The sequence below is a fragment of the Streptomyces sp. Je 1-79 genome (genome assembly GCF_025195125.1).
GTDB lineage: Bacteria > Actinomycetota > Actinomycetes > Streptomycetales > Streptomycetaceae > Streptomyces.
In genome coordinates this window covers 423,605-442,917 of sequence record NZ_JAMGSL010000002.1, presented here as the reverse complement: position 1 = coordinate 442,917, position 19,313 = coordinate 423,605, and the positions used below count along the sequence as shown (strand labels likewise).

General features: G+C 71.0%; 12 protein-coding genes. 11 read left to right on the top strand and 1 reads right to left on the bottom strand.

Annotated features, from left to right (window positions below):
• Positions 1–162: 162 nt before the first annotated feature.
• The gene (locus M5362_RS04825) at positions 163–2,214 is read left to right on the top strand and encodes an APC family permease (RefSeq protein WP_260226037.1); all 2,052 of its coding nucleotides are present in this window, start codon (positions 163–165) and stop codon (positions 2,212–2,214) included.
• A 58-nt stretch (positions 2,215–2,272) separates the two neighbouring features.
• Positions 2,273–3,592, top strand: coding sequence for a class I SAM-dependent RNA methyltransferase (locus M5362_RS04820; RefSeq protein WP_260226036.1), 1,320 nt, complete (start codon positions 2,273–2,275; stop codon positions 3,590–3,592).
• A gap of 318 nt (positions 3,593–3,910) precedes the next feature.
• On the opposite strand, the gene M5362_RS04815 is transcribed toward M5362_RS04820, so the two are convergent.
• Complete coding sequence (locus M5362_RS04815; RefSeq protein WP_260226035.1) at positions 3,911–6,553, bottom strand: AMP-binding protein; 2,643 nt, start codon at positions 6,551–6,553, stop codon at positions 3,911–3,913.
• A 172-nt stretch (positions 6,554–6,725) separates the two neighbouring features.
• Here M5362_RS04815 and M5362_RS04810 point away from each other — a divergent pair, with 172 nt between their 5' ends.
• The 9 genes from M5362_RS04810 to M5362_RS04770 all read left to right on the top strand — a co-directional run bounded on the left by M5362_RS04810 (position 6,726) and on the right by M5362_RS04770 (position 18,778).
• On the top strand, positions 6,726–7,745 hold the full coding sequence (locus M5362_RS04810; protein WP_260226034.1) for an iron ABC transporter substrate-binding protein: 1,020 nt from the start codon (positions 6,726–6,728) through the stop codon (positions 7,743–7,745).
• A 1-nt stretch (position 7,746) separates the two neighbouring features.
• Positions 7,747–9,336, top strand: a complete 1,590-nt coding sequence (locus M5362_RS04805) for an iron ABC transporter permease (protein ID WP_260226033.1) — start codon at positions 7,747–7,749, stop codon at positions 9,334–9,336.
• Positions 9,333–10,379, top strand: coding sequence for an ABC transporter ATP-binding protein (locus M5362_RS04800; RefSeq protein WP_260226032.1), 1,047 nt, complete (start codon positions 9,333–9,335; stop codon positions 10,377–10,379). Before M5362_RS04805 ends, M5362_RS04800 begins: the two co-directional genes overlap by 4 nt.
• 441 nt (positions 10,380–10,820) lie before the next feature.
• On the top strand, positions 10,821–12,053 hold the full coding sequence (locus M5362_RS04795; RefSeq protein WP_374214405.1) for a PP2C family protein-serine/threonine phosphatase: 1,233 nt from the start codon (positions 10,821–10,823) through the stop codon (positions 12,051–12,053).
• A gap of 226 nt (positions 12,054–12,279) precedes the next feature.
• Entirely contained in the window at positions 12,280–12,882 is a 603-nt protein-coding gene (locus M5362_RS04790; RefSeq protein WP_260226031.1) for a TetR/AcrR family transcriptional regulator, read from the top strand.
• Between the two features lie 115 nt (positions 12,883–12,997).
• Positions 12,998–13,921: a TauD/TfdA family dioxygenase gene (locus M5362_RS04785; RefSeq protein ID WP_260226030.1), complete on the top strand. Its 924-nt coding sequence runs from the start codon at positions 12,998–13,000 to the stop codon at positions 13,919–13,921.
• 51 nt (positions 13,922–13,972) lie between these two features.
• Positions 13,973–15,328 carry an MFS transporter gene (locus M5362_RS04780; RefSeq protein ID WP_260226029.1) on the top strand — a complete coding sequence of 452 codons (1,356 nt, stop codon included), beginning with the start codon at positions 13,973–13,975 and terminating at the stop codon, positions 15,326–15,328.
• Positions 15,329–15,410: 82 nt separating this feature from the next.
• Complete coding sequence (locus tag M5362_RS04775; RefSeq protein ID WP_260226028.1) at positions 15,411–17,120, top strand: aldehyde dehydrogenase family protein; 1,710 nt, start codon at positions 15,411–15,413, stop codon at positions 17,118–17,120.
• A gap of 80 nt (positions 17,121–17,200) precedes the next feature.
• Positions 17,201–18,778, top strand: coding sequence for a long-chain fatty acid--CoA ligase (locus M5362_RS04770; RefSeq protein ID WP_260226027.1), 1,578 nt, complete (start codon positions 17,201–17,203; stop codon positions 18,776–18,778).
• Positions 18,779–19,313: the final 535 nt, after the last annotated feature.

The window sequence follows — 19,313 nt, the reverse complement described above, 5'->3', positions numbered from 1 at the left end:
ACTGGCCCGGGCCGTGGCGGGCAGCGCCCTGCCGTGCTGCCCGATCCGAGCTTATGCGGCAACCCCGAAGGGGACCGCATCCGAGGTGTCTGCCAGGGAGATTCCGTGCGGATTGGGGGTCGCGGTGAGCATGGCTGTTTTCGAACGCTTACGATCCTCTCCGTGTCCAAACTGACCGACCTGCCCAAACGGATCTTGATCGGACGGGCTCTGCGGAGCGACAAGCTCGGAGAGACCCTTCTCCCGAAGCGCATCGCCCTCCCCGTCTTCGCCTCCGACCCGCTGTCCTCGGTGGCGTACGCACCCGGTGAGGTGCTGCTCGTCCTGTCGATCGCGGGTCTGTCGGCGTACCACTTCAGCCCGTGGATCGCGCTGGCCGTCGTCGTCCTGATGTTCACGGTCGTCGCCTCCTACCGCCAGAACGTCCACGCCTACCCGAGCGGCGGCGGCGACTACGAGGTCGCCAACACCAACCTCGGCCCGAAGGCCGGACTGACCGTCGCCAGCGCCCTGCTCGTCGACTACGTCCTGACCGTCGCCGTCTCGATCTCCTCCGGGATCGAGAACCTCGGCTCGGCCGTCCCGTTCGTCGTCGAGCACAAGGTCCTCTGCGCGGTCGGCGTCATCGTGCTGCTGACGCTGATGAACCTGCGCGGGGTGAAGGAGTCGGGCAGCCTCTTCGCCATCCCGACGTACGTCTTCGTCGCCGGCGTCTTCATCATGATCGCCTGGGGCGCCTACAAGGGGATCGTCCTCGACGAGACCATGAAGGCCCCCACCGCCGACTTCGAGATCAAGCCCGAGCACCAGGGCCTGGCCGGCTTCGCGCTGTTCTTCCTGCTGCTGCGCGCCTTCTCCTCCGGCTGTGCCGCCCTCACCGGCGTCGAGGCGATCTCCAACGGCGTCCCCGCCTTCCGCAAGCCCAAGTCGAAGAACGCCGCCACCACGCTCGCGCTGATGGGCGCGCTGGCCGTCACCATGTTCTGCGGCATCATCTTCCTGGCCCTCGCCACCGACGTACGGATGGCCGAGAAGCCCGCCCAGGACCTGCTCCTGGACGGTGTGCCGGTCGGCCCGGGCTACGTCCAGGACCCGGTCATCTCCCAGGTCGCCGCCGCCGTCTTCGGCGACGGAACGTTCTTCTTCGTCCTCCTCGCCGCGGCCACGGCGCTCGTCCTCTTCCTGGCCGCCAACACGGCGTACAACGGCTTCCCGCTCCTCGGCTCGATCCTCGCCCAGGACCGGTACCTGCCGCGCCAGCTGCACACCCGCGGCGACCGGCTCACCTTCTCCAACGGCATCGTGCTCCTCGCCGGCGCCGCGGCCCTGCTCGTCTGGGTCTACGGCGCCGACTCGACGAAGCTGATCCAGCTGTACATCGTCGGCGTCTTCGTCTCCTTCACCCTCAGCCAGACCGGCATGGTCCGGCACTGGAACCGGCACCTGAGGACCGAGAAGGACCCGGCCAAGCGCCGCCACATGATCCGCTCCCGCGCGATCAACACCTTCGGCGCCTTCTTCACCGGCCTGGTCCTGGTCGTCGTCCTCGCCACCAAGTTCACGCACGGCGCGTGGGTCGCGCTGCTCGGCATGGTCATCTTCTACGGGACGATGACCGCGATCCGCCGCCACTACGACTCGGTCGCGGACGAGATCGCCGCCGCGGAGGAACGCCCCGACGAGTACGTCCGCCCCTCGCGGGTCCGCTCCGTCGTCCTCGTCTCCAAGCTGCACAAGCCCACGCTGCGGGCGCTCGCCTACGCCAAGCTGCTGCACGCGAACGAGCTGGAGGCGCTGAGCGTCAACGTCGACCCGGCCGAGACCAAGGCGCTCAGGGAGGAGTGGGAGCGGCGCGGGATCAACGTACCGCTCAAGATCCTCGACTCGCCGTACCGCGAGATCACCCGGCCGGTGATCGAGTACGTCAAGAACATCCGCCGCGAGAGCCCGCGGGACGCCGTCTCGGTCTACATCCCCGAGTACGTCGTCGGCCACTGGTACGAGCACCTGCTGCACAACCAGAGCGCCCTGCGCCTCAAGGGCCGCCTGCTCTTCACCCCCGGCGTGATGGTGACGTCCGTCCCGTACCAGCTGCAGTCCTCCGAGGCCGCGAGGAAGCGGGCGAGGAAGCGCCAGGACTGGAACGCGCCGGGTTCGGTGCGCCGCGGGCCGGTCGAGAAGCGCGCGAAGGAACCGACCGGCAAGGGCACGTAGACTGGTGGGCTGCCGCTAGCGGCAGCCCACCTCCCTCTTTCTCTGGAGTCACCCCGTCATGCAGAACGCACCTGTTTCTTCGTTGGTCGGGGAAGAGTACGAGGTCGAGGTCGGGCCGGTGGCGCACGGCGGCCACTGCATCGCTCGTACGGAGGAGGGCCGCGTCCTCTTCGTCCGGCACGCCCTGCCGGGCGAGCGGGTGGTCGCGAAGGTGACCGAGGGCGACGAGACGTCCCGCTACCTGCGCGCGGACGCGGTCACGATCCTGGACGCCTCGAAGGACCGGGTGGAGGCGCCCTGCCCGTTCGCGGGCCCGGGCAGGTGCGGCGGCTGCGACTGGCAGCACGCCAAGCCGGGCGCCCAGCGCCGCCTCAAGGGCGAGGTCGTCGCCGAGCAGCTCCAGCGGCTGGCCGGGCTCACGCCCGAGGAGGCCGGCTGGGACGGCACCGTGATGCCGGCCGAGGGCGACAAGCTCCCGGCGGGCGAGGTCCCGCAGTGGCGCACCCGCGTCCAGTACGCCGTGGACACCGAGGGCCACGCGGGCCTGCGCAAGCACCGCTCGCACGAGGTGGAGGTGATCGACCGCTGCATGATCGCGGCCGAGGGCGTTTCGGAGCTCGGCATCGAGAAGCGGACCTGGGAGGGCATGGCCTCGGTCGAGGCGATCGCCGCCTCGGGTTCGGGCGACCGCCAGGTCATCCTCACTCCTCGTCCGGGCGCCCGCCTCCCGCTGGTCGAGCTGGACAAGCCGGTCTCGGTCCTCCGCGTCGACGAGAAGGACGGCGGCGTCCACCGCGTGCACGGCCGCCCCTTCGTCCGCGAGCGCGCCGACGACCGCACGTACCGCGTCGGCAACGGCGGCTTCTGGCAGGTCCACCCGAAGGCGGCCCAGACGCTGGTCCTCGCGGTCATGCAGGGCCTGATGCCCCGTAAGGGCGACACGGCCCTGGACCTCTACTGCGGCGTCGGCCTCTTCGCCGGCGCGATCGCCGACCGCGTGGGCGACCAGGGCGCGGTCCTGGGCATCGAGTCGGGCAAGCGCGCGGTCGAGGACGCCCGCCACAACCTCGAGGCCTACGACCGCGTGCGCATCGAGCAGGGCAAGGTGGAGACGGTCCTCCCGCGCACCCGCATCACGGAGGTCGACCTCATCGTCCTGGACCCGCCCCGCGCGGGCGCCGGCAAGCAGACGGTCAAGCACCTGGCGGGCCTGGGCGCACGAAGGATCGCCTACGTGGCCTGCGACCCGGCGGCCCTGGCCCGCGACATCGCGTACTTCAAGGAGGGCGGCTACCGGGTCCGGACACTGCGGGCGTTCGACCTGTTCCCGATGACGCATCATGTCGAGTGCGTGGCGATTCTTGAGCCGGTGAAGTAGGGGCTCTGACCTGCTGTTTCTCCGAGTGGGCGTGATGGGGCGTTACGTGCGTTAGGTGCGTTGTCTTGACGCATATTCGACGCACGTGACACACGTGACGCACGTTTGACGCACGGACGGCGCGGTTTCTGATGAGTCGTCATGCGTGGTTCGAGGGTGTCGGTCGGGGGGCTGGCCGTCTCCGGTTCGCCCTCGTGACGCGGTCGGAGGGAGCCTGGGCGCCGCCGGTGGGTGATCGCGTGGTCGTGTCCTGGCTGACCGCTACCGCCGTCTCGACCGCCGCTACGAGCGCCACCCCCGCACGGTTCGACTGGTCCACTACGGCAAGGGCCTCGCCCGGCTCACGGGGGACCACCCTGACCTGAGGGCCGGACGGGCGTGTCCCGACCGCTTCGCGCGGCCGGGGCACGCCGGGCGCCTCCGGGCGGTGCGCATCGCCGACACACGGTGGGTGAGCCGGCTGACGCCGGCCGCGTATCCGATGCCGAAGGCCAGGGACACGACGAGGGCCAGGTGCTTCGACAGCCCGTCGAAGACCGGATAGATCTGCCAGTGCGTCAGGTAGATGGCGAGCGAGCTGCCGGCGAGCAGGCCGGCCAGCTGGTTGAGCCGGTGGGTGCTCGGCAGGGTGGGGAACCAGACCAGCAGGACGAAGCCGACCATGACGAACAGCTCCCGGCGCGGCTCGCCGGGGAAGAAGCCCGGGACGGTGCTCAGCGCGGCGACCGTCACGAGGAGCCTGTGCGGCACGGTGCGGGACCGGGCAGCGGCCCAGCCCAGGGCGAAGAGCCAGAAGACGGTGACCGCGTCGGTGATCTGGGCGCGGTCCGGCAGCCCCGCGAGTTCGTAGCGGGTGAGCAGCCCGAGGCCGATGAGGGCGACCGGCAGCCCGTACGGGAAGCGGCGCTCCAGGCGGTGCACCGGGGCGAGGGCGAGTAGCGCCATCACCGCCAGCAGGATGTAGACGAGGGCCTCGACGAACCAGAGGTGGATCCCGGTGCCCATGTCCTCGGGCCAGAGCGCGTTGTGCAGGAGGAAGAGATTGGACAGGTCGTAGTCGTCGTCGACGAGGAGCGCGAAGGCGGTCCAAACCATGGTGGGGACGGCGATCCGCGCGATGCCGCGTGCCGTCCGGCGCGTCCGCTCGCGGCGTTCGGGAGAGGCGAGCAGGAAGCGGGCGAAGTTGTAGCCGGCGACGGCGAGCAGCAGATGGGCTCCGCCGCGGAGCTCGAAGAGGCGGATGTGCGAGCCGACGACGCACACGATGGCCACCGCGCGAAGGACGACACCGGTCTCCACGGTCCGAAGCCGCCGCCGGCCGCACGGGGCGGGTGCCTCACGCCGCTCCAGCTCACGGATGGGAGTCGTGTGCCAGTTCGACGGCAGTCGGCCGAGGAGCTGTTCGAGGTGGAGTGACATCTCGACGTACGACAGGGAGTCGCCGCCGAGGGACACGAACGAGCCGTCGGGCGTCACGTCCGGGCGGTCCAGGATCCGTGCGTAGAGCGCGCACAGGTCATCAGGGGTTCCGTCCGCGCCCGGCAGGGACACCTCGGCGGGGCCGCGAAGAGCGCGTACGGCCTGGTAGTCGGGCTTGCCGGTGGGCAGGCGGGGGAGTTCGGGCAGTAGATGGACGTGGACGGCGCGGGCGGGCAGGCCGCATTCGTCCACGATCCGTCTTCGGATCCGCCGCTGGTCCCAGCCGGGTCTGCCGACGGCGGCGACGGTGAGGCTCTCGTCGTCGCCCGAGGCCAGGGCGTCGAGGCCGTGTCGTCCCAGCAGGGCCTCGACCTGTCCGGGGTCGATGCGCAGGCCGAGGATCTTGAGGAAGCGGCTGCGCCGGCCGACGATCTCGTACAGGCCGTCGTCGGCGCGTCGGGCGAGGTCGCCGGTGTGCAGGACGTCGACCGTACGGCCGAGGGCGAGGTCGTCGGGGGTGTGGGCGTAACCGAGCATGACGTTCGGGCCGGAGTAGACGAGCTCGCCGACGTCCTGGCCGGGTGACTCGTCGACGGGTTCGAGGGAGAACGAGCCACCGGGCACCGGGACGCCGATCGCCCCGGGGCGTTCGGTCGCGAGCGCGGGCGGCAGGTAGGCCATGCGCGCGGTCGCCTCGGTCTGGCCGTACATGACGAAGAGGTCCCAGCCGCGCCGAGCGCCCAATTCGGCATAGTGCTTGACCCGGTCGGGAGCGAGGCGGCCGCCGGCCTGGGTGACGTACCGCAGGTGGGGGAGATCCATCTCGGCGAAGCCGACCCGGTCGAGCAGGTCGAAGGTGTACGGGACGCCGGCGATGGCCGTGCCTCCGGCGGCGCGGAAGAGGTCCCAGAAGCAGGTGTCGGCCACCGAGAGGCCGGTGAGGACGAGGCCGGCGCCGCGCAGCAGATGGCTGTGGATCACGGACAGGCCGTAGCAGTAGTGCATCGGCAGGGTCGTCGCGGCGCGGTCGGTGTCGCGGATGCCGAGGTAGGTGGCGATCGACTCGGCGTTGGCCTGCAGGTTCTCGTAGGAGAGCCGGACGAGCTTGGGGGAGCCGGTGGAGCCGGAGGTGCTGAGCAGCAGCGCGAGGTCGGGGTGGAGGACGTGGGCGGTGCCGGGCCTGCGCTCCTCGATGCGCCATTCCTCGCCGTCCTCGGGGTGGACGACGACGTCGGGGTCGTAGGCGGCGATCAGGGAATCCGCCGCCTCGGGGTGGTCGCCGGACACGAGCAGCAGGGGATGGCCGGCCGAGAGCGCGGCCAGGTGGACGACAAGTGCTTCGACCGTGTTGGCGCCGGGCAGAAGGATCAGCCGCCGCCCCGGACCGAGGCGCCGCGCCGTCTCCTCGACTCGCCCGGCCAGTTCGCGGTACGAGATCTCGGCGTCGGCGGTCACGAGGGCGGAGCGGTCGCCGTGGAGCGCGAGGGCCCGGGCGAGGGGGAGGGCGTGGCCACCGACGGGCGGGGCGGGGAGCAGGGTCACGGGCGCATCGTAGGTAAGGCTTTCCTTATCGAGAAGAGGGGGAGGGGTCTCCGGATGTTCATTCGCGGCCAGGTTGTTATCACTTCCTGACTTGACCCTTAGGTTAGCTTTACCTTATCAATGCCCTATTCACAGGTTCTCCCGGTAGTTCACGCAGGAAGGCTCCACCCACATGCGCCGCCCCTTGGCCCGCACCCTGACCGCACTCGCCGCGGCCGCCCTGCTCACCCCCGTGCTCGCCGCGTGCGGCAGCGACGAGCCCGCCGGCCTGGTCATCTACTCCGGCCGCAACGAGAACCTCGTGAAGCCGCTCATCGAGAAGCTGGAGAAGCACCTCGGCACCAACGTCGAGGTCCGCTACGGCGACAGCGCCGAGCTCTCCGCCCAGCTCCTGGAGGAGGGGGACAAGACCGAGGCCGGCCTCTTCCTCTCCCAGGACGCCGGAGCCCTCGGCGCGCTCTCCAAGGAGCAGCGCCTCGCGCCGCTCCCGAAGGCCACCCTCGACAAGGTCGACACCGCCTACCGCGGGTCGGGCGGTGACTGGACCGGTGTCAGCGGTCGCGTGCGCGTCCTCGGGTACAACCCCGATCAGGTCCCCACGCCGCCGAGCAGCGTCCACGAGCTGGTCAAGCCCGAGTGGAAGGGCAAGATCGGCTTCGTGCCGACCAACGCCTCCTTCCAGGCGTTCGTCACCGGCATGCGCGTCCTGGAGGGCGACGAGGCCACCCGCACCTGGCTCAAGGGCCTCAAGGCCAACGAGCCCAAGGTGTACGAGGGCAACCTCAAGGTCCTCGAAGCCGTCGACAAGGGCGAGGTCTCCCTCGGCCTGCTCAACCACTACTACTGGTACGAGCAGGCGGCGGAGAAGGGCGCCGACAAGATGAAGGCCAAGATCCACTACCTGCCCAAGGGCGACCCGGGCGGCCTCGTCAACGTCTCCGGCGTCGGCATACTCAAGGGCGCCGACGAGAAGCAGGCCGCGTACGCGCAGAAGGCCGTCGACTACCTGCTCTCCGTCGAGTCCCAGACGTACTTCGCCGAAGAGACCAAGGAGTACCCGCTGGCCGCCGGCGTGAAGACCGCCGAGGGCGTACCTCCACTGGAGACCCTCCAGCCGCCGAAGATCGACCTCGGCAAGCTCGACTCCCTGAAGGAAACCCTGGCCATGCTCCAGGAAGCCGGACTGGTCTGACGTGACCTCACCGGAGCTCTCCGCCCCGGCCCGTCGCGACCGCCGCCCGGCGGGTGCTCCCGCACCCGCCGGGCGGCGGCGCGCCGGTTCCCGGCCCTCCTGGGTGCTGATCGTGCCCGCCGTGCTCGCCGCCGCCCTGGCCGTGCTGCCCCTCGGCTATCTCGCCGTCCGCGCCCTGGAACACGGCCCCGCCTACGCCTGGGACGTCATCGCCGACGAGCGCACCGGCGAACTCCTGCTGCACAGCCTCGGTCTCACCGCCGCGGTCGTCGCGGCCAGCACGGTGATCGGCGTGTCCCTCGCCTGGCTCACCGTCCGCACGGCCCTGCCGGGCGCCCGCGCCTGGTCCGTTCTCGTCACCCTGCCGCTCGCCGTGCCGAGTTACGTCGCCGCCTTCGCCTGGCTCTCCGCCGCTCCCTCACTCGCCGGCTTCACCGGATCGGCACTGGCGCTCACCCTCGTGAGCTTCCCGTACGTGTACCTGCCGGTCGCCGCCGCCCTGCGGGGCACCGACCCCGGACACGAGGAGGTCGCCCGCTCCCTCGGCCACGGCCCCTTCCGCACCTTCCTCCGCGTCACCCTGCCGCAGTTGCGACCCGCCGCGGCCGGCGGCGGACTCCTCGTCGCGCTGTACGTGCTCTCCGACTTCGGCGCCGTGTCCCTCATGCGGTACGACACCTTCACCCGGGGCATCTACACCTCCTACCGGGCCAGCTTCGACCGCACGCCCGCCGCCGCGCTCAGCGCGGTCCTGGTCCTCATGACCGTGCTGCTCGTCACCGCCGAGACCCGCACCCGAGGCCGCGCCGACTACGCCCGTACCGGCACGGGCACCGCTCGGCGGGCCCTTCCTGCCGCCCTGGGCCGGCTCAGGCCGGTCGCCCTCTCCTGGTGCGGAGCCGTCGTCGCCGCGGCCGTCGGCTTCCCGCTCGCCACGCTCGGCTACTGGCTCGCAGTCGGCTCCTCCGCGACCTGGGACCCGGCCACGCTCACCGGTACCGCGCTCACCACCCTCGGCGTCGCCGCCGCGGGCGCCGCCCTCACCACCCTGCTCGCCCTGCCGGTCGGCGTCATCGCCGCCCGCCACCGGGGCCGCCTCGCCCACCTGCTCGAACAAGCCGCGTACGCGGGCCACGCCGTCCCCGGCATCACCGTCGCGCTCGCCCTGGTCTTCTTCGCCGTGCGCTACGCCCGGCCGCTGTACCAGGAGACGCCGCTCCTGATCTGCGCGTACGCGGTGCTCTTCCTGCCGGTCGCGGTCGCCGCCACGCGCGCCGCCGTCCTGCAGTCGCCGCCGGTCCTGGACGACGTGGCCCGCTCCCTGGGCCGCACCCCGTTCGGCGTCCTGAGGGAGGTCACCCTGCCGCTCGCGGCCCCCGGCGTCGCGGCCGGGGCGGCCCTCACCTTCGTGGTCTGCATGAAGGAACTCCCCGCCACCCTGCTCCTGCGCCCCACGGGCATGGACACCCTCGCCACCCGGCTGTGGACGGAGACCGGCACCGGCTCGTTCGCGGCGGCGGCCCCTTACGCCGCCGCGCTGATCCTGCTCGCCGCCGTCCCCTCGTACCTCCTCGGAAGGCACCGCTCATGAACGAGCTCGACGTCCGCCAGGCCGTCAAGGCGTACGGGCCCGGGACACCGGTCCTGGACGGGCTCGACCTCACCGTCCCCGGCGGCTCCCTCACCGCCGTCCTCGGCCCCTCCGGGTGCGGCAAGACCACCCTGCTGCGGGTGATCGCCGGGTTCCTGAAGGCCGACGCCGGCACCGTGACCGTCGCGGGCCGGCTCCTCGGCGGGCCCGGTGTCCACCTGCCGCCCGAGCGGCGCCGGATCGGGATCGTGCCCCAGGAGGGCGCGCTCTTCCCGCACCTGAGTGTGGCCCGGAACATCGCCTTCGGGCTCACGGACCTCGACCGTCCGGGCCGACGAGCCCGCGTGGGGGAGATGCTGGACCTGGTGGGACTGCCGGGCTACGGCGAGCGCATGCCGCACGAGCTGTCAGGAGGGCAGCAGCAGCGCGTCGCCCTCGCCCGCGCGCTCGCTCCCCGGCCCCATCTCGTGCTCCTCGACGAGCCGTTCAGCGCACTCGACAGCGGACTGCGCGGGGCCGTACGGGCCGAGGTCCGTGCCGTGCTCCGGGAGAGCGGCGCCACCGCCCTGCTCGTCACCCACGACCAGCAGGAGGCCCTCTCCACCGCCGACCTGGTCGCCGTCCTGCGCGAGGGGCGCGTCGCCCAGTGCGGCACGCCCGAGGAGCTGTACCACCGGCCGGTGGACCCCTGGCTGGCCTCGTTCGTCGGCGACGCCGTCCTCGTTCCCGGAACCGCCGACAAGGACGTCGCCGCGACCGCGCTGGGACGCATCCCGCTCGCAGCCGCCCCGGAGGGACTACGCGACGGTCTGGTCCTCCTCCGCCCTGAGCAACTCCGGCTCTCGGAGGCGGACTCCGCCGACGCCGCGGGCGTCGTGACCGACGTTCGCTTCTTCGGTCACGACGCCCTGGTCACGGTCGCCGTCGACGGCCTGGACCGGCCGATCGACATTCGCACTTCGGGCCCCCTGCGGGTCGAACCGGGTGTGAGGGTCGGCGTGTGTCTCACCGGCGAGGCCACCTTGCACCCGGGGAACGCTTGATCGGGGCCGACGAGACGCCTCGACCTCGCCCGCCCGCACGAGTCGTCACGATGTGATCGTCAGGGGTTGTCAGCGACCAGGGAGCGTGTGACGGGCCGGTCGGCCCTGGAGTGGTGCCAGATCGCGGACCACTCACGGTGCTGTCGACACCGTGGAAAGAGCGGACGGGCGGGTCCGGCGATGCCGAGGTGGCCTGGCCGAGGTGACCTGACGCAGAAGGCGCTGGTCGGGGCGAGTGCGCGCCCGTCGCCGAGCTGCTTCGATGTTCACCGCTGCCCTACACGCCGGTATCCTGCCGCGCCGCGCGGCGGCGCGATGCGGCAGACCTGTGGCCGGCTCCCTCCGGGTGGATGATGTGTAGGTGAAGAGCCTGGCCGGTGGCGCTCACCCTGGCGGAGTGCCGGGTCGGCGCAGGAGGGGCTCACCGAAGGGACCGTGGCCGTGAGCGATGGGCAGAGTGAGCTTCCCCGGCTGTTGACGGCAGCGGAGATGGCCGCGCCGGTGGATGCTGTCGACGTCGTCGCGCGGGATCTGCGACGGCGGTTCGAGGCCGTCGAGGTCTCCTTCCTCATCGTGGACCTTACGGGGAGGGCGGTGGCCCGGCTGTCCACCACCGCTGTGGGGGAGAACGGTCAGGAAGCGGAACGGATTCCTCTGCTCGGCAGCGTGTACGAGCATGTGATCCGTACCCAGCGGCCGTACCAGGAGGTGACCCATCGCGGACACCGCGTGATCGCGCCGGTCACCAACCGGGGGGACGCGATCGGGCTCCTGGAACTCCTTCTGCCGGCCGGACCCGGCGAGGACACCCTCACCGCGGTCGGGGAGGCCGCGCACGTCCTGGCCTACGTGGTGATCGCCAACGGTCGCTTCACCGACCTCTACACCTGGGGCAAGCGTTCCAGGCCGCCCACCCTGGCCGCGGAGATCCAATACCAGCTGCTTCCCCCGTCCCTGTCGTGCGAGGCGGCCCAGTTCACCCTGTGCGGGAGCCTCGAGCCCTCCGAAGACCTCAGCGGCGACACCTTCGACTACATCCTGGACCGCGACACCCTGCACGTGTCGGTGACCGACCCCATGGGGCACGACATCGACGCGGCCCTGGCCGCCACCGTGCTGGTCGGCGCCTTGCGGGGCGCCCGTCGCGCAGGGGCCGGCCTGGTGGAGCAGGCTCATCTGGCGGACCAGGCCCTGGCCGACCACGGCCATGGCCACGCCACGGGACAGCTGTTGCGCATCAACCTCCACACCGGGCGGGCCCAGCTCGTCAACGCCGGCCACCCCTGGCCACTGCGACTGCGCCAAGGGGTCGCGAAGGCGATCACCTGCGAGGTGGACCATCCCTTCGGACTGTCCGTGCCCGTGCCCCACCCGTACCGCGCTCAGGACGTCGACCTGCGCCCCGGCGACCGACTGCTCATGTTCACCGACGGCATGCTCGAGCGCCATGGAGAGAAAGTCGATCTCCCCGGCCTTCTGGAGCGCACCCGGAACCTGCATCCCCGCGAGACCGCTCTGGCGATGACTTCGGCGGTACGGGGCGCAGCCGGCGACCGACTCGAGGACGATGCCACCGTGATGTGCCTGGACTGGCACGGTCCGCAGGAGACCCAGCGGCACGTCAGCTCCGGCGCGGACACCCACCAAGCCTCGGGCGACCGCCCGGAAGCGTAGGCCCGGGGCCTGCAAGTCCACGGCTGGCGGCTGGGCGGCCGTCTGACACACGGCTGCCCGCACGCGTGGGCGGGTGGGCAGGACAGCGCTCGGAGCCCAGGCGAGACGCCGATCAGTCGATCACCTCCCGCCACCAGGGCTCGGCGGGCAGTACCCCTCGCAGGGGGCTCCGGTCGACGAACTCACCTCGTTCCGGCAGGTCCGGCGGAGACCGTAGGCTCTGAGCATGGTGGATACGAAGCCGGACGGGGCCGTACGAGGGCCGGGGCGCCCGCGCGAGGAGCGGGTCACCGGAGCCGTCCTGACGGCGGTCGTGGACCTGATCACCGAGCAGGGGATCGGCGCGGTCACGATGGACGCCGTCGCGTCCCGCGCCGGGGTGAGCAAGCCGGCCATGTATCGGCGGTGGGCCACCAAGCAGGATCTGATCATCGCCGCTGCCGAGACCCGTCTCGGCGTCCTGTCGGTGCCTGATCTGGGCGACTTCCGCGCCGAGCTCCGCTTTGTCCTTGCCGCTCGCCTGGAGGCGTATCGGCTGCCGGGTTCGGACCGGCTGATCGCGGGCCTGATCGGAGCGGCGGCCGAGACAGGCGCGGCACGGGGTCAGTACGCGGAGTACACCGAGCGGATCACGGGCGAGACGAGGCGCATCCTCGAGCGCGGGATCGACCGCGGCGACGTGGCGCCCGACACCGACGTCCGGGCCGCGGCCACGCTGGTGGCCGCCCCGCTGCTTTTCCGGCTGGTCGGTGAGCAGGAGCTGCCCGACGCCCGCTTCGTGGAGACGCTGGTCGAGCTCGTGGCCCGCGCTGTGGGCCCGACCGGCTGACGCCTGGCATTCGCGGCCAACCCGCGCCCCATTTTTCGTGTCGCCAAGCCCTTGCCTCACCGCACCCTGATAACGATACTTCCGGTAACGATTTTCCGGCCGTTACGGAGGACTCATGGACAGCGCCGTCACCACCCCCGCCCCCGCGCTCGACAAGCCGCTGATGCACTACGGGAAGCGCACCCTCGACCGCATGGCGCCGGGCGCTACCCAGCCCGACTACCGACTCCTGGACGTCTGCCCGCTCACTCCGCACATCGGCGCCGAGATCGGGGGAGTCGACCTCTCGTTGCCGATCGGTGAGGACGTCGCGGAGGAGATCCGGCAGGCACTGCTGGAGTGGAAGGTGCTCTTCTTCCGCGACCAGCACGCCTTCGACCCGCAGTCCCAGCTCGCGTTCTCCGCCCTGTGGGGCGAGCCGGAGGAGAACCCCTTCTTCCCCAAGGGCGACACCGCTGTGGTCACCCGCCTGGCCAAGGACGCCATGCTCATGGGCACGGAGAACATCTGGCACAGCGACCACTCGTTCATGGCCGCGCCGGCGCTCGGCTCCGTGCTGCGCGCCGTCGAGGTCCCGACCGCCGGCGGCGACACCATGTGGGCGGACATGGCGGCCGCGTACGACAACCTCACCGAGTCCATGAAGGCCCGGATCGAGGGCCTCACCGCCGTGCACGACTGGGTGGTGAGCCACGGCGCGCTGATGACCGCGCGCCAGGTCGCGGCACATCGCGAGAACCTGCCGCCCGTCGAGCATCCCGTGGTCGTCCGCCACCCGCGGACCGGCCGCAAGGTGCTCTACGTCAACGAGCCCTTCACGACCCGGATCGTCGGTCTGTCGGACGCGGAGAGCCGCGAACTGCTCGACGAGCTCGTGCTCCAGGCCCGTATCCCCGAGTACCAGGTGCGCTTCCGCTGGCAGGCGGGTTCCGTCGCGGTGTGGGACAACATCGCCACCCAGCACTACGCGATCAGCGACTACTTCCCGCAGCGCCGTGTCATGGAGCGCATCGCCATCGCGGGCGTCCCGCTCTCCTGACCGAGCTCCCGGCCCCTCCCTCCCTCCCCATCCAGTCTCCGCGGAGCCCTTGTGACCGACATCGACGTCGCACCCGCTGTGCCCGCCGGCCCTGTGAAGGCGCCGAGCAGAACGAGACGCCGCGCGTGGATCGTCACCGTGCTGCTCGTCGTCTTCATGATGATCAATTTCGCCGACAAGTCCGTGCTCGGTCTGGCCGCGGAGGAGATCCGAGAGGACCTCGGCCTGTCCGCATCGGCCTTCGGACTCGCCAGCAGCGCCTTCTTCCTGCTGTTCTCGATCTCCGGTGTGGCCGTCGGCCTGCTTGCCGACCGCGTACGGCCGAAGTGGCTGCTGCTGATCATGGCCGTTCTGTGGTCCGTATCCCAGGCGCCACTGGCGGTCGGAGGAGGGCTCGCGGTGCTCATCGCCTCTCGTGTTCTCCTCGGCGCCGCCGAGGGGCCCGCCTACCCGGTCGCCCAGCAGACGACCCTGTCCTGGTTCCCCAACCACCGGCGCAACCTGCCCGGATCGTTGATCGTCCTGGGGATCACGCTGGGGGTCCTGGTCGCCGCTCCCGTGCTGACGTGGTTGATCAACCGTCACGGCTGGCGCTCGGCCGTCGCCGCGGTGGCGCTGGTCGGCGTGGTGTGGACGCTGCTGTGGATCCCGTTCGGTGGAGAGGGACCGTACGCGACCATGTCGGACAACGGCTCCCCGGCCGAGGCGTCTTCCGACGACGGGCCGGGGACGGACGAGGGGACCCGGGCCGGGACCGCGGGCCGGGCACAGCCCAAGATGCCGTACCGCCGGATCCTTGCGACCCGCACGTGGATCGGTGTCACGATCGGCTACTTCAGCACCTACTGGGTGATCGCCTTCGCCCTGGTGTGGCTCCCCTCCTATCTCCGTGACGGGCTGGGCTACTCCTCGGCCGTGTCCACACAGCTGCTGATGCTGTTCTGGGGTCTGAGCGGAATCCTGGTGCTCGGGCAGGCGGGCCTGACCGGATGGATGCTGCGCCGGGGCATCGCGAGCCGGTGGGCCCGCGGTTGGGTCGGCGGCGTCCTTCTGCTCATCTCCGGTGTGTCCTGTCTGGCCCTGCCCGTGGTCCCGGCCGGTGCCGCGACCGTCGTGCTGCTGGTCGGCTCATTCGGCCTCTCCGGAGCGATGGGCGGCATCGCGGCTACCACCATCATGGAGCTGGCTCCTGCCAATCGTCGCGGCGGCGCCCTGGGCATCATGAACGCCGTCGTGACCACCGCCGGTCTGATCGCTCCGACGCTGATCGGCAGCCTCGTGGACACCCATGGAACGGGGGGCTACGAGTACGCGGTCCTGATCACCGGTGCCTTGCTCCTGGTGGGCGGAACCGCCGCCGTCACGCTGGTCAACCCCGACCGCGACGCCCGCCTGCTCTCCGTGTGACGACACGTACGGGCCCGCTCCTTGCGCAACGCACGGGGCAGGCCCCGCCCTTCACGCTCCCGACCTTCCGCAAAGGACGACGTTGAACAGCAGCGCCCTCGACACCTCCTTCCTCGACCGCACCGTGGCCGACGTACGCGGCAACGCCGAGTCCTGGTCCAGCACCCCGCTCACCGAACGCATAGCCCTCCTGGAGCGGTTGCAGCCGCGCGTCGTCGCACGTGCGGCCGAGATGGCCGGCGCGGGCTCCCGGGCGAAGGGGTACGAACCGGATTCGCTCTGGGCGGCGGAGGACTGGATGGGCGGCCCCTGGGCCCTGGTCCAGAACGCCGCGGCGCTTCTGCACGTCCTGCGACGGATCGCAGCGGGCAGGGATCCGCTGGATGCCAAGGCTGTCCACGAGGAGAACGGCCGCACCCGCGTGGACGTCTTCCCCGCCACCGGCTGGGACACCCTGCTGCTCAACGGGTTCCGGGCCCAGGTATGGCTGCGCCCCGGCGTCACGGCGGAGCAGACGCGGGCGGGCGCCGCGGGCGAGTACCGGGGCAGGCAGGGAGACCCGGCCCTGGCTTTGGTACTCGGCGCCGGCAACGTCGCCGCCATCACCGCGCTGGACATCCTGCACAAGCTCTACGCCGAGGGCCAGGTCGTCATCGCCAAGATGAACCCGGTCAACGCCTACCTGCGCCCCCATTTCGAGTACGTCTTCGCCGAGTTCGTCGAGCGGGGCTGGGTGCGCTTCGTCGACGGCGGCGCGGCCGAGGGTGCCTATCTCACCCGCCACGAAGGCGTCGACGCCATACATGTCACCGGCAGCGACCGCACCCACGACGCCATCGTCTGGGGCACCGACGAGAAGGCGGAACAACGCCGCCGTGACGACCTCCCGCTGATCGCCAAGCCCTTCAGCAGCGAACTGGGCGGCGTCAGCCCCTGCATCGTGGCACCCGGACCATGGAGCGACGCCGACTTCCGCTTCCAGGCCGAGCACGTCGTCACCAGCAAGATGAACAACTCCGGCCACAACTGCATCGCCAGCCAGATCCTGGTCCTGCCGCGCGACTGGGACGGCACCGAGCGGCTGCTCGACGAGATCCGGCGGGTACTGCGCGATCTGCCCCCGCGCGCCGACTACTACCCCGGCGCCGCAGGCCGCCTCGCCGCGGTACGCGAGGCCCACCCGCAGGCGGAGACGCACGGCGACGACTGCCGGCTGCTCGTCCCCGACATCACCGACCACCACGACGACGTCCTCATCACCGACGAGGTCTTCGGCAGCGCCCTGGGCGTCGTACGCCTGCCCGGCGCGACCCCGGCCGAATTCCTGCGCCACGCCGTCGACTTCGCCAACGACACCCTGCCCGGCACCCTCGGCGCCACCCTGATCGTCCACCCGAAGACCGAGAAGGCCCACCGGGAGACGGTGCGCACCGCCATCGCGGAGCTGCGGTACGGCACCCTGGGCGTCAACTGCTGGTCCGGCGTCGGCTTCCTCCTCGGCTTCACCCCCTGGGGCGCGTTCCCCGGCCACACCCGCCAGGACATCGGCAGCGGCATCGGCTTCGTGCACAACGCGTTCATGCTTGAGGACATCGAGAAGACCGTGCTGCGCGCCCCGTTCACACCTGCCCCCCGGGGCCTGGTCACGGGTGACCCGTCGCTGTCACCCCGCCCCCCGTACTTCGTCACCAACCGCACCTCGCTGACCACGGTGCAACGCCTCACCCGCTTCACAGCGGCGCCGAGCCTGACGAAACTGCCCGCACTCTTCGCCTCCGCGCTGCGGGGCTGACCTGCGGCCGCCCGCGGTCCTGCCGGCCTCGTATCCGCCACGCCTTCGGCGCCCGCCGAAGCATCCCCAACGGAGACCTCATGCTCAATCTCGCCGTCCTGCTGGAGAACAGCGCCCGCACCGTGCCCGACCGCACGGCGGTCGTGCTGGGCACCCAGCGGCTCACCTACGCCGAGCTGGACACGGCCGCCCGCCGGGTGGCCAACCTGCTGCGCTCGCGCGGCATCCAGCCCGGTGACAAGGTGGCCTTGTCGTGCCCGAACCTGCCCTGGTTCCCGATCGTCTACTACGGCATCCTCAAGGCCGGGGCGGTCGTCGTCCCGCTCAACGTGCTGCTCAAGGGACGCGAGATCGCGTACCACCTGGCCGACTCCGGAGCGAAGGCGTACTTCTGTTTCGAGGGCACCGTGGACCTCCCGATGGGGCAGGAGGGCTGGTCCGGCTTCGGTGAGACCCCCGGGTGCGAGGACTTCTTCCTGATGACCGCGGCCCCCACCGAGATCTCTCCGATCGCGGGCGCCGAGACCTTGACCGCGGCGCTGGCCTCCCAGAGCGCGGACTTCGAGACAGCGGCCACCGAGTCCGGTGACACCGCGCTCATCCTGTACACCTCCGGCACCACCGGCCGCCCCAAGGGCGCCGAGCTCACCCACTCCAACCTGATGCTCAACGTCCTCACCTGCCACAAGCTGTTCGGCGAGATCGAGCACGACGTCCACCTGATCACCCTGCCGCTCTTCCACTCCTTCGGCCAGGTCGCTCAGATGAACGCCGGCATCGCCTCCCGGGCGACGCTTGTGCTGCTGCCACGTTTCGACGCCCGCGCCGCCCTCGCTCTGATGCAGCGTCATGCCGTCACGTTCTTCGCCGGAGTTCCCACGATGTACTGGGCCCTGCTCGAAGAGGAGGCGCCCGATGCCGACCTGTCGCTGATCGCCAAGAACCTGCGGATGGCCGGGTCGGGAGCCTCGGCACTGCCGGTCGAGATCCACCGCCGCTTCCGTGAGCGTTTCGGGGTCACCATCATGGAGGGGTACGGCCTCTCGGAGACGAGCCCGGTGGCCACCTTCGTACCGCCGGGTGAGGAGGTGCGTCCGGGCTCCATCGGGCGCCCCGTCTGGGGTGTCGAGGTGGATCTGGTCGACAGGGACTGGGCACCGGTCCAGGGCGCCGACGCGATCGGCGAGATCGTCGTCCGCGGCCACAACGTCATGAAGGGTTACTACAACCGGCCCGAGGCGACCGCCGAGGTGATGCGCAACGGCTGGTTCCGCACCGGTGACCTGGCCCGCCGGGACGCCGACGGATGGTTCTACATCGTCGACCGCGCCAAGGACATGATCATCCGCGGTGGTTTCAACGTGTACCCGCGGGAGATCGAGGAGGTGCTGCTCACCCACCCCGCCGTGAGCATGGCGGCCGTCATCGGGGTGCCGCACGACCGCCACGGCGAGGAGATCAAGGCGTGCGTGGTCCGCGCTCCGGGGGCGACGCTCACCGAGGAGGAGCTGATCGACTGGTGCAGGGACGAGATGGCCGGTTACAAGTACCCCCGCCTCGTGGAGTTCCGCGACGTCCTGCCCATGAATGCCACGGGCAAGATCCTCAAGCGCGAGCTGAGGGAGCCGGAGGAACACGCGATCGACGTGGCTCGATAAGCACCCGGCATGCGTCCCCGCGGTTCACCCCCGGTTGGTGCCCCGGGCCCCGCGCTGACAGGGCAACGACCATCATCGAGTGCACCCCGGCCTCACGCAGCGCGCGGGCCCGGACAGCGTCCCGGGCGAGCCCTCGGTGTCCGGGTCCCGCCGAATCACCAGCCGGGGCTGAAGGTCGGCCATGCTGCGGCGGTACGGCGCGTCCTCGGGGAACACATTCGCTTTCCCCGCCGGGGGTGCACTCGGCTCGGCGTCATCGAGCGGACGACTGGCGGCCTGTCGCAGGGGGAGGTGAGGGTCTGGCGAGTCGAGCCTGGGCCCGGTGACGGTCTGTGGCATCGACGATCGCACCCGCCACTCCGCGGCGACGCCCTTGCGGGACCTCCAGCCGGAACCCCGGCACCGATGCTGTGACCCGGGTAAACGGCTCATGCCTGGAACGTACCGTCACCAGCGCATCGCCAACCGGCCTGCCGGTGTCCCACACCCCGCGGACCACGTTCTCAACGCGTCCGCCTCCACGACGTCGAGACCC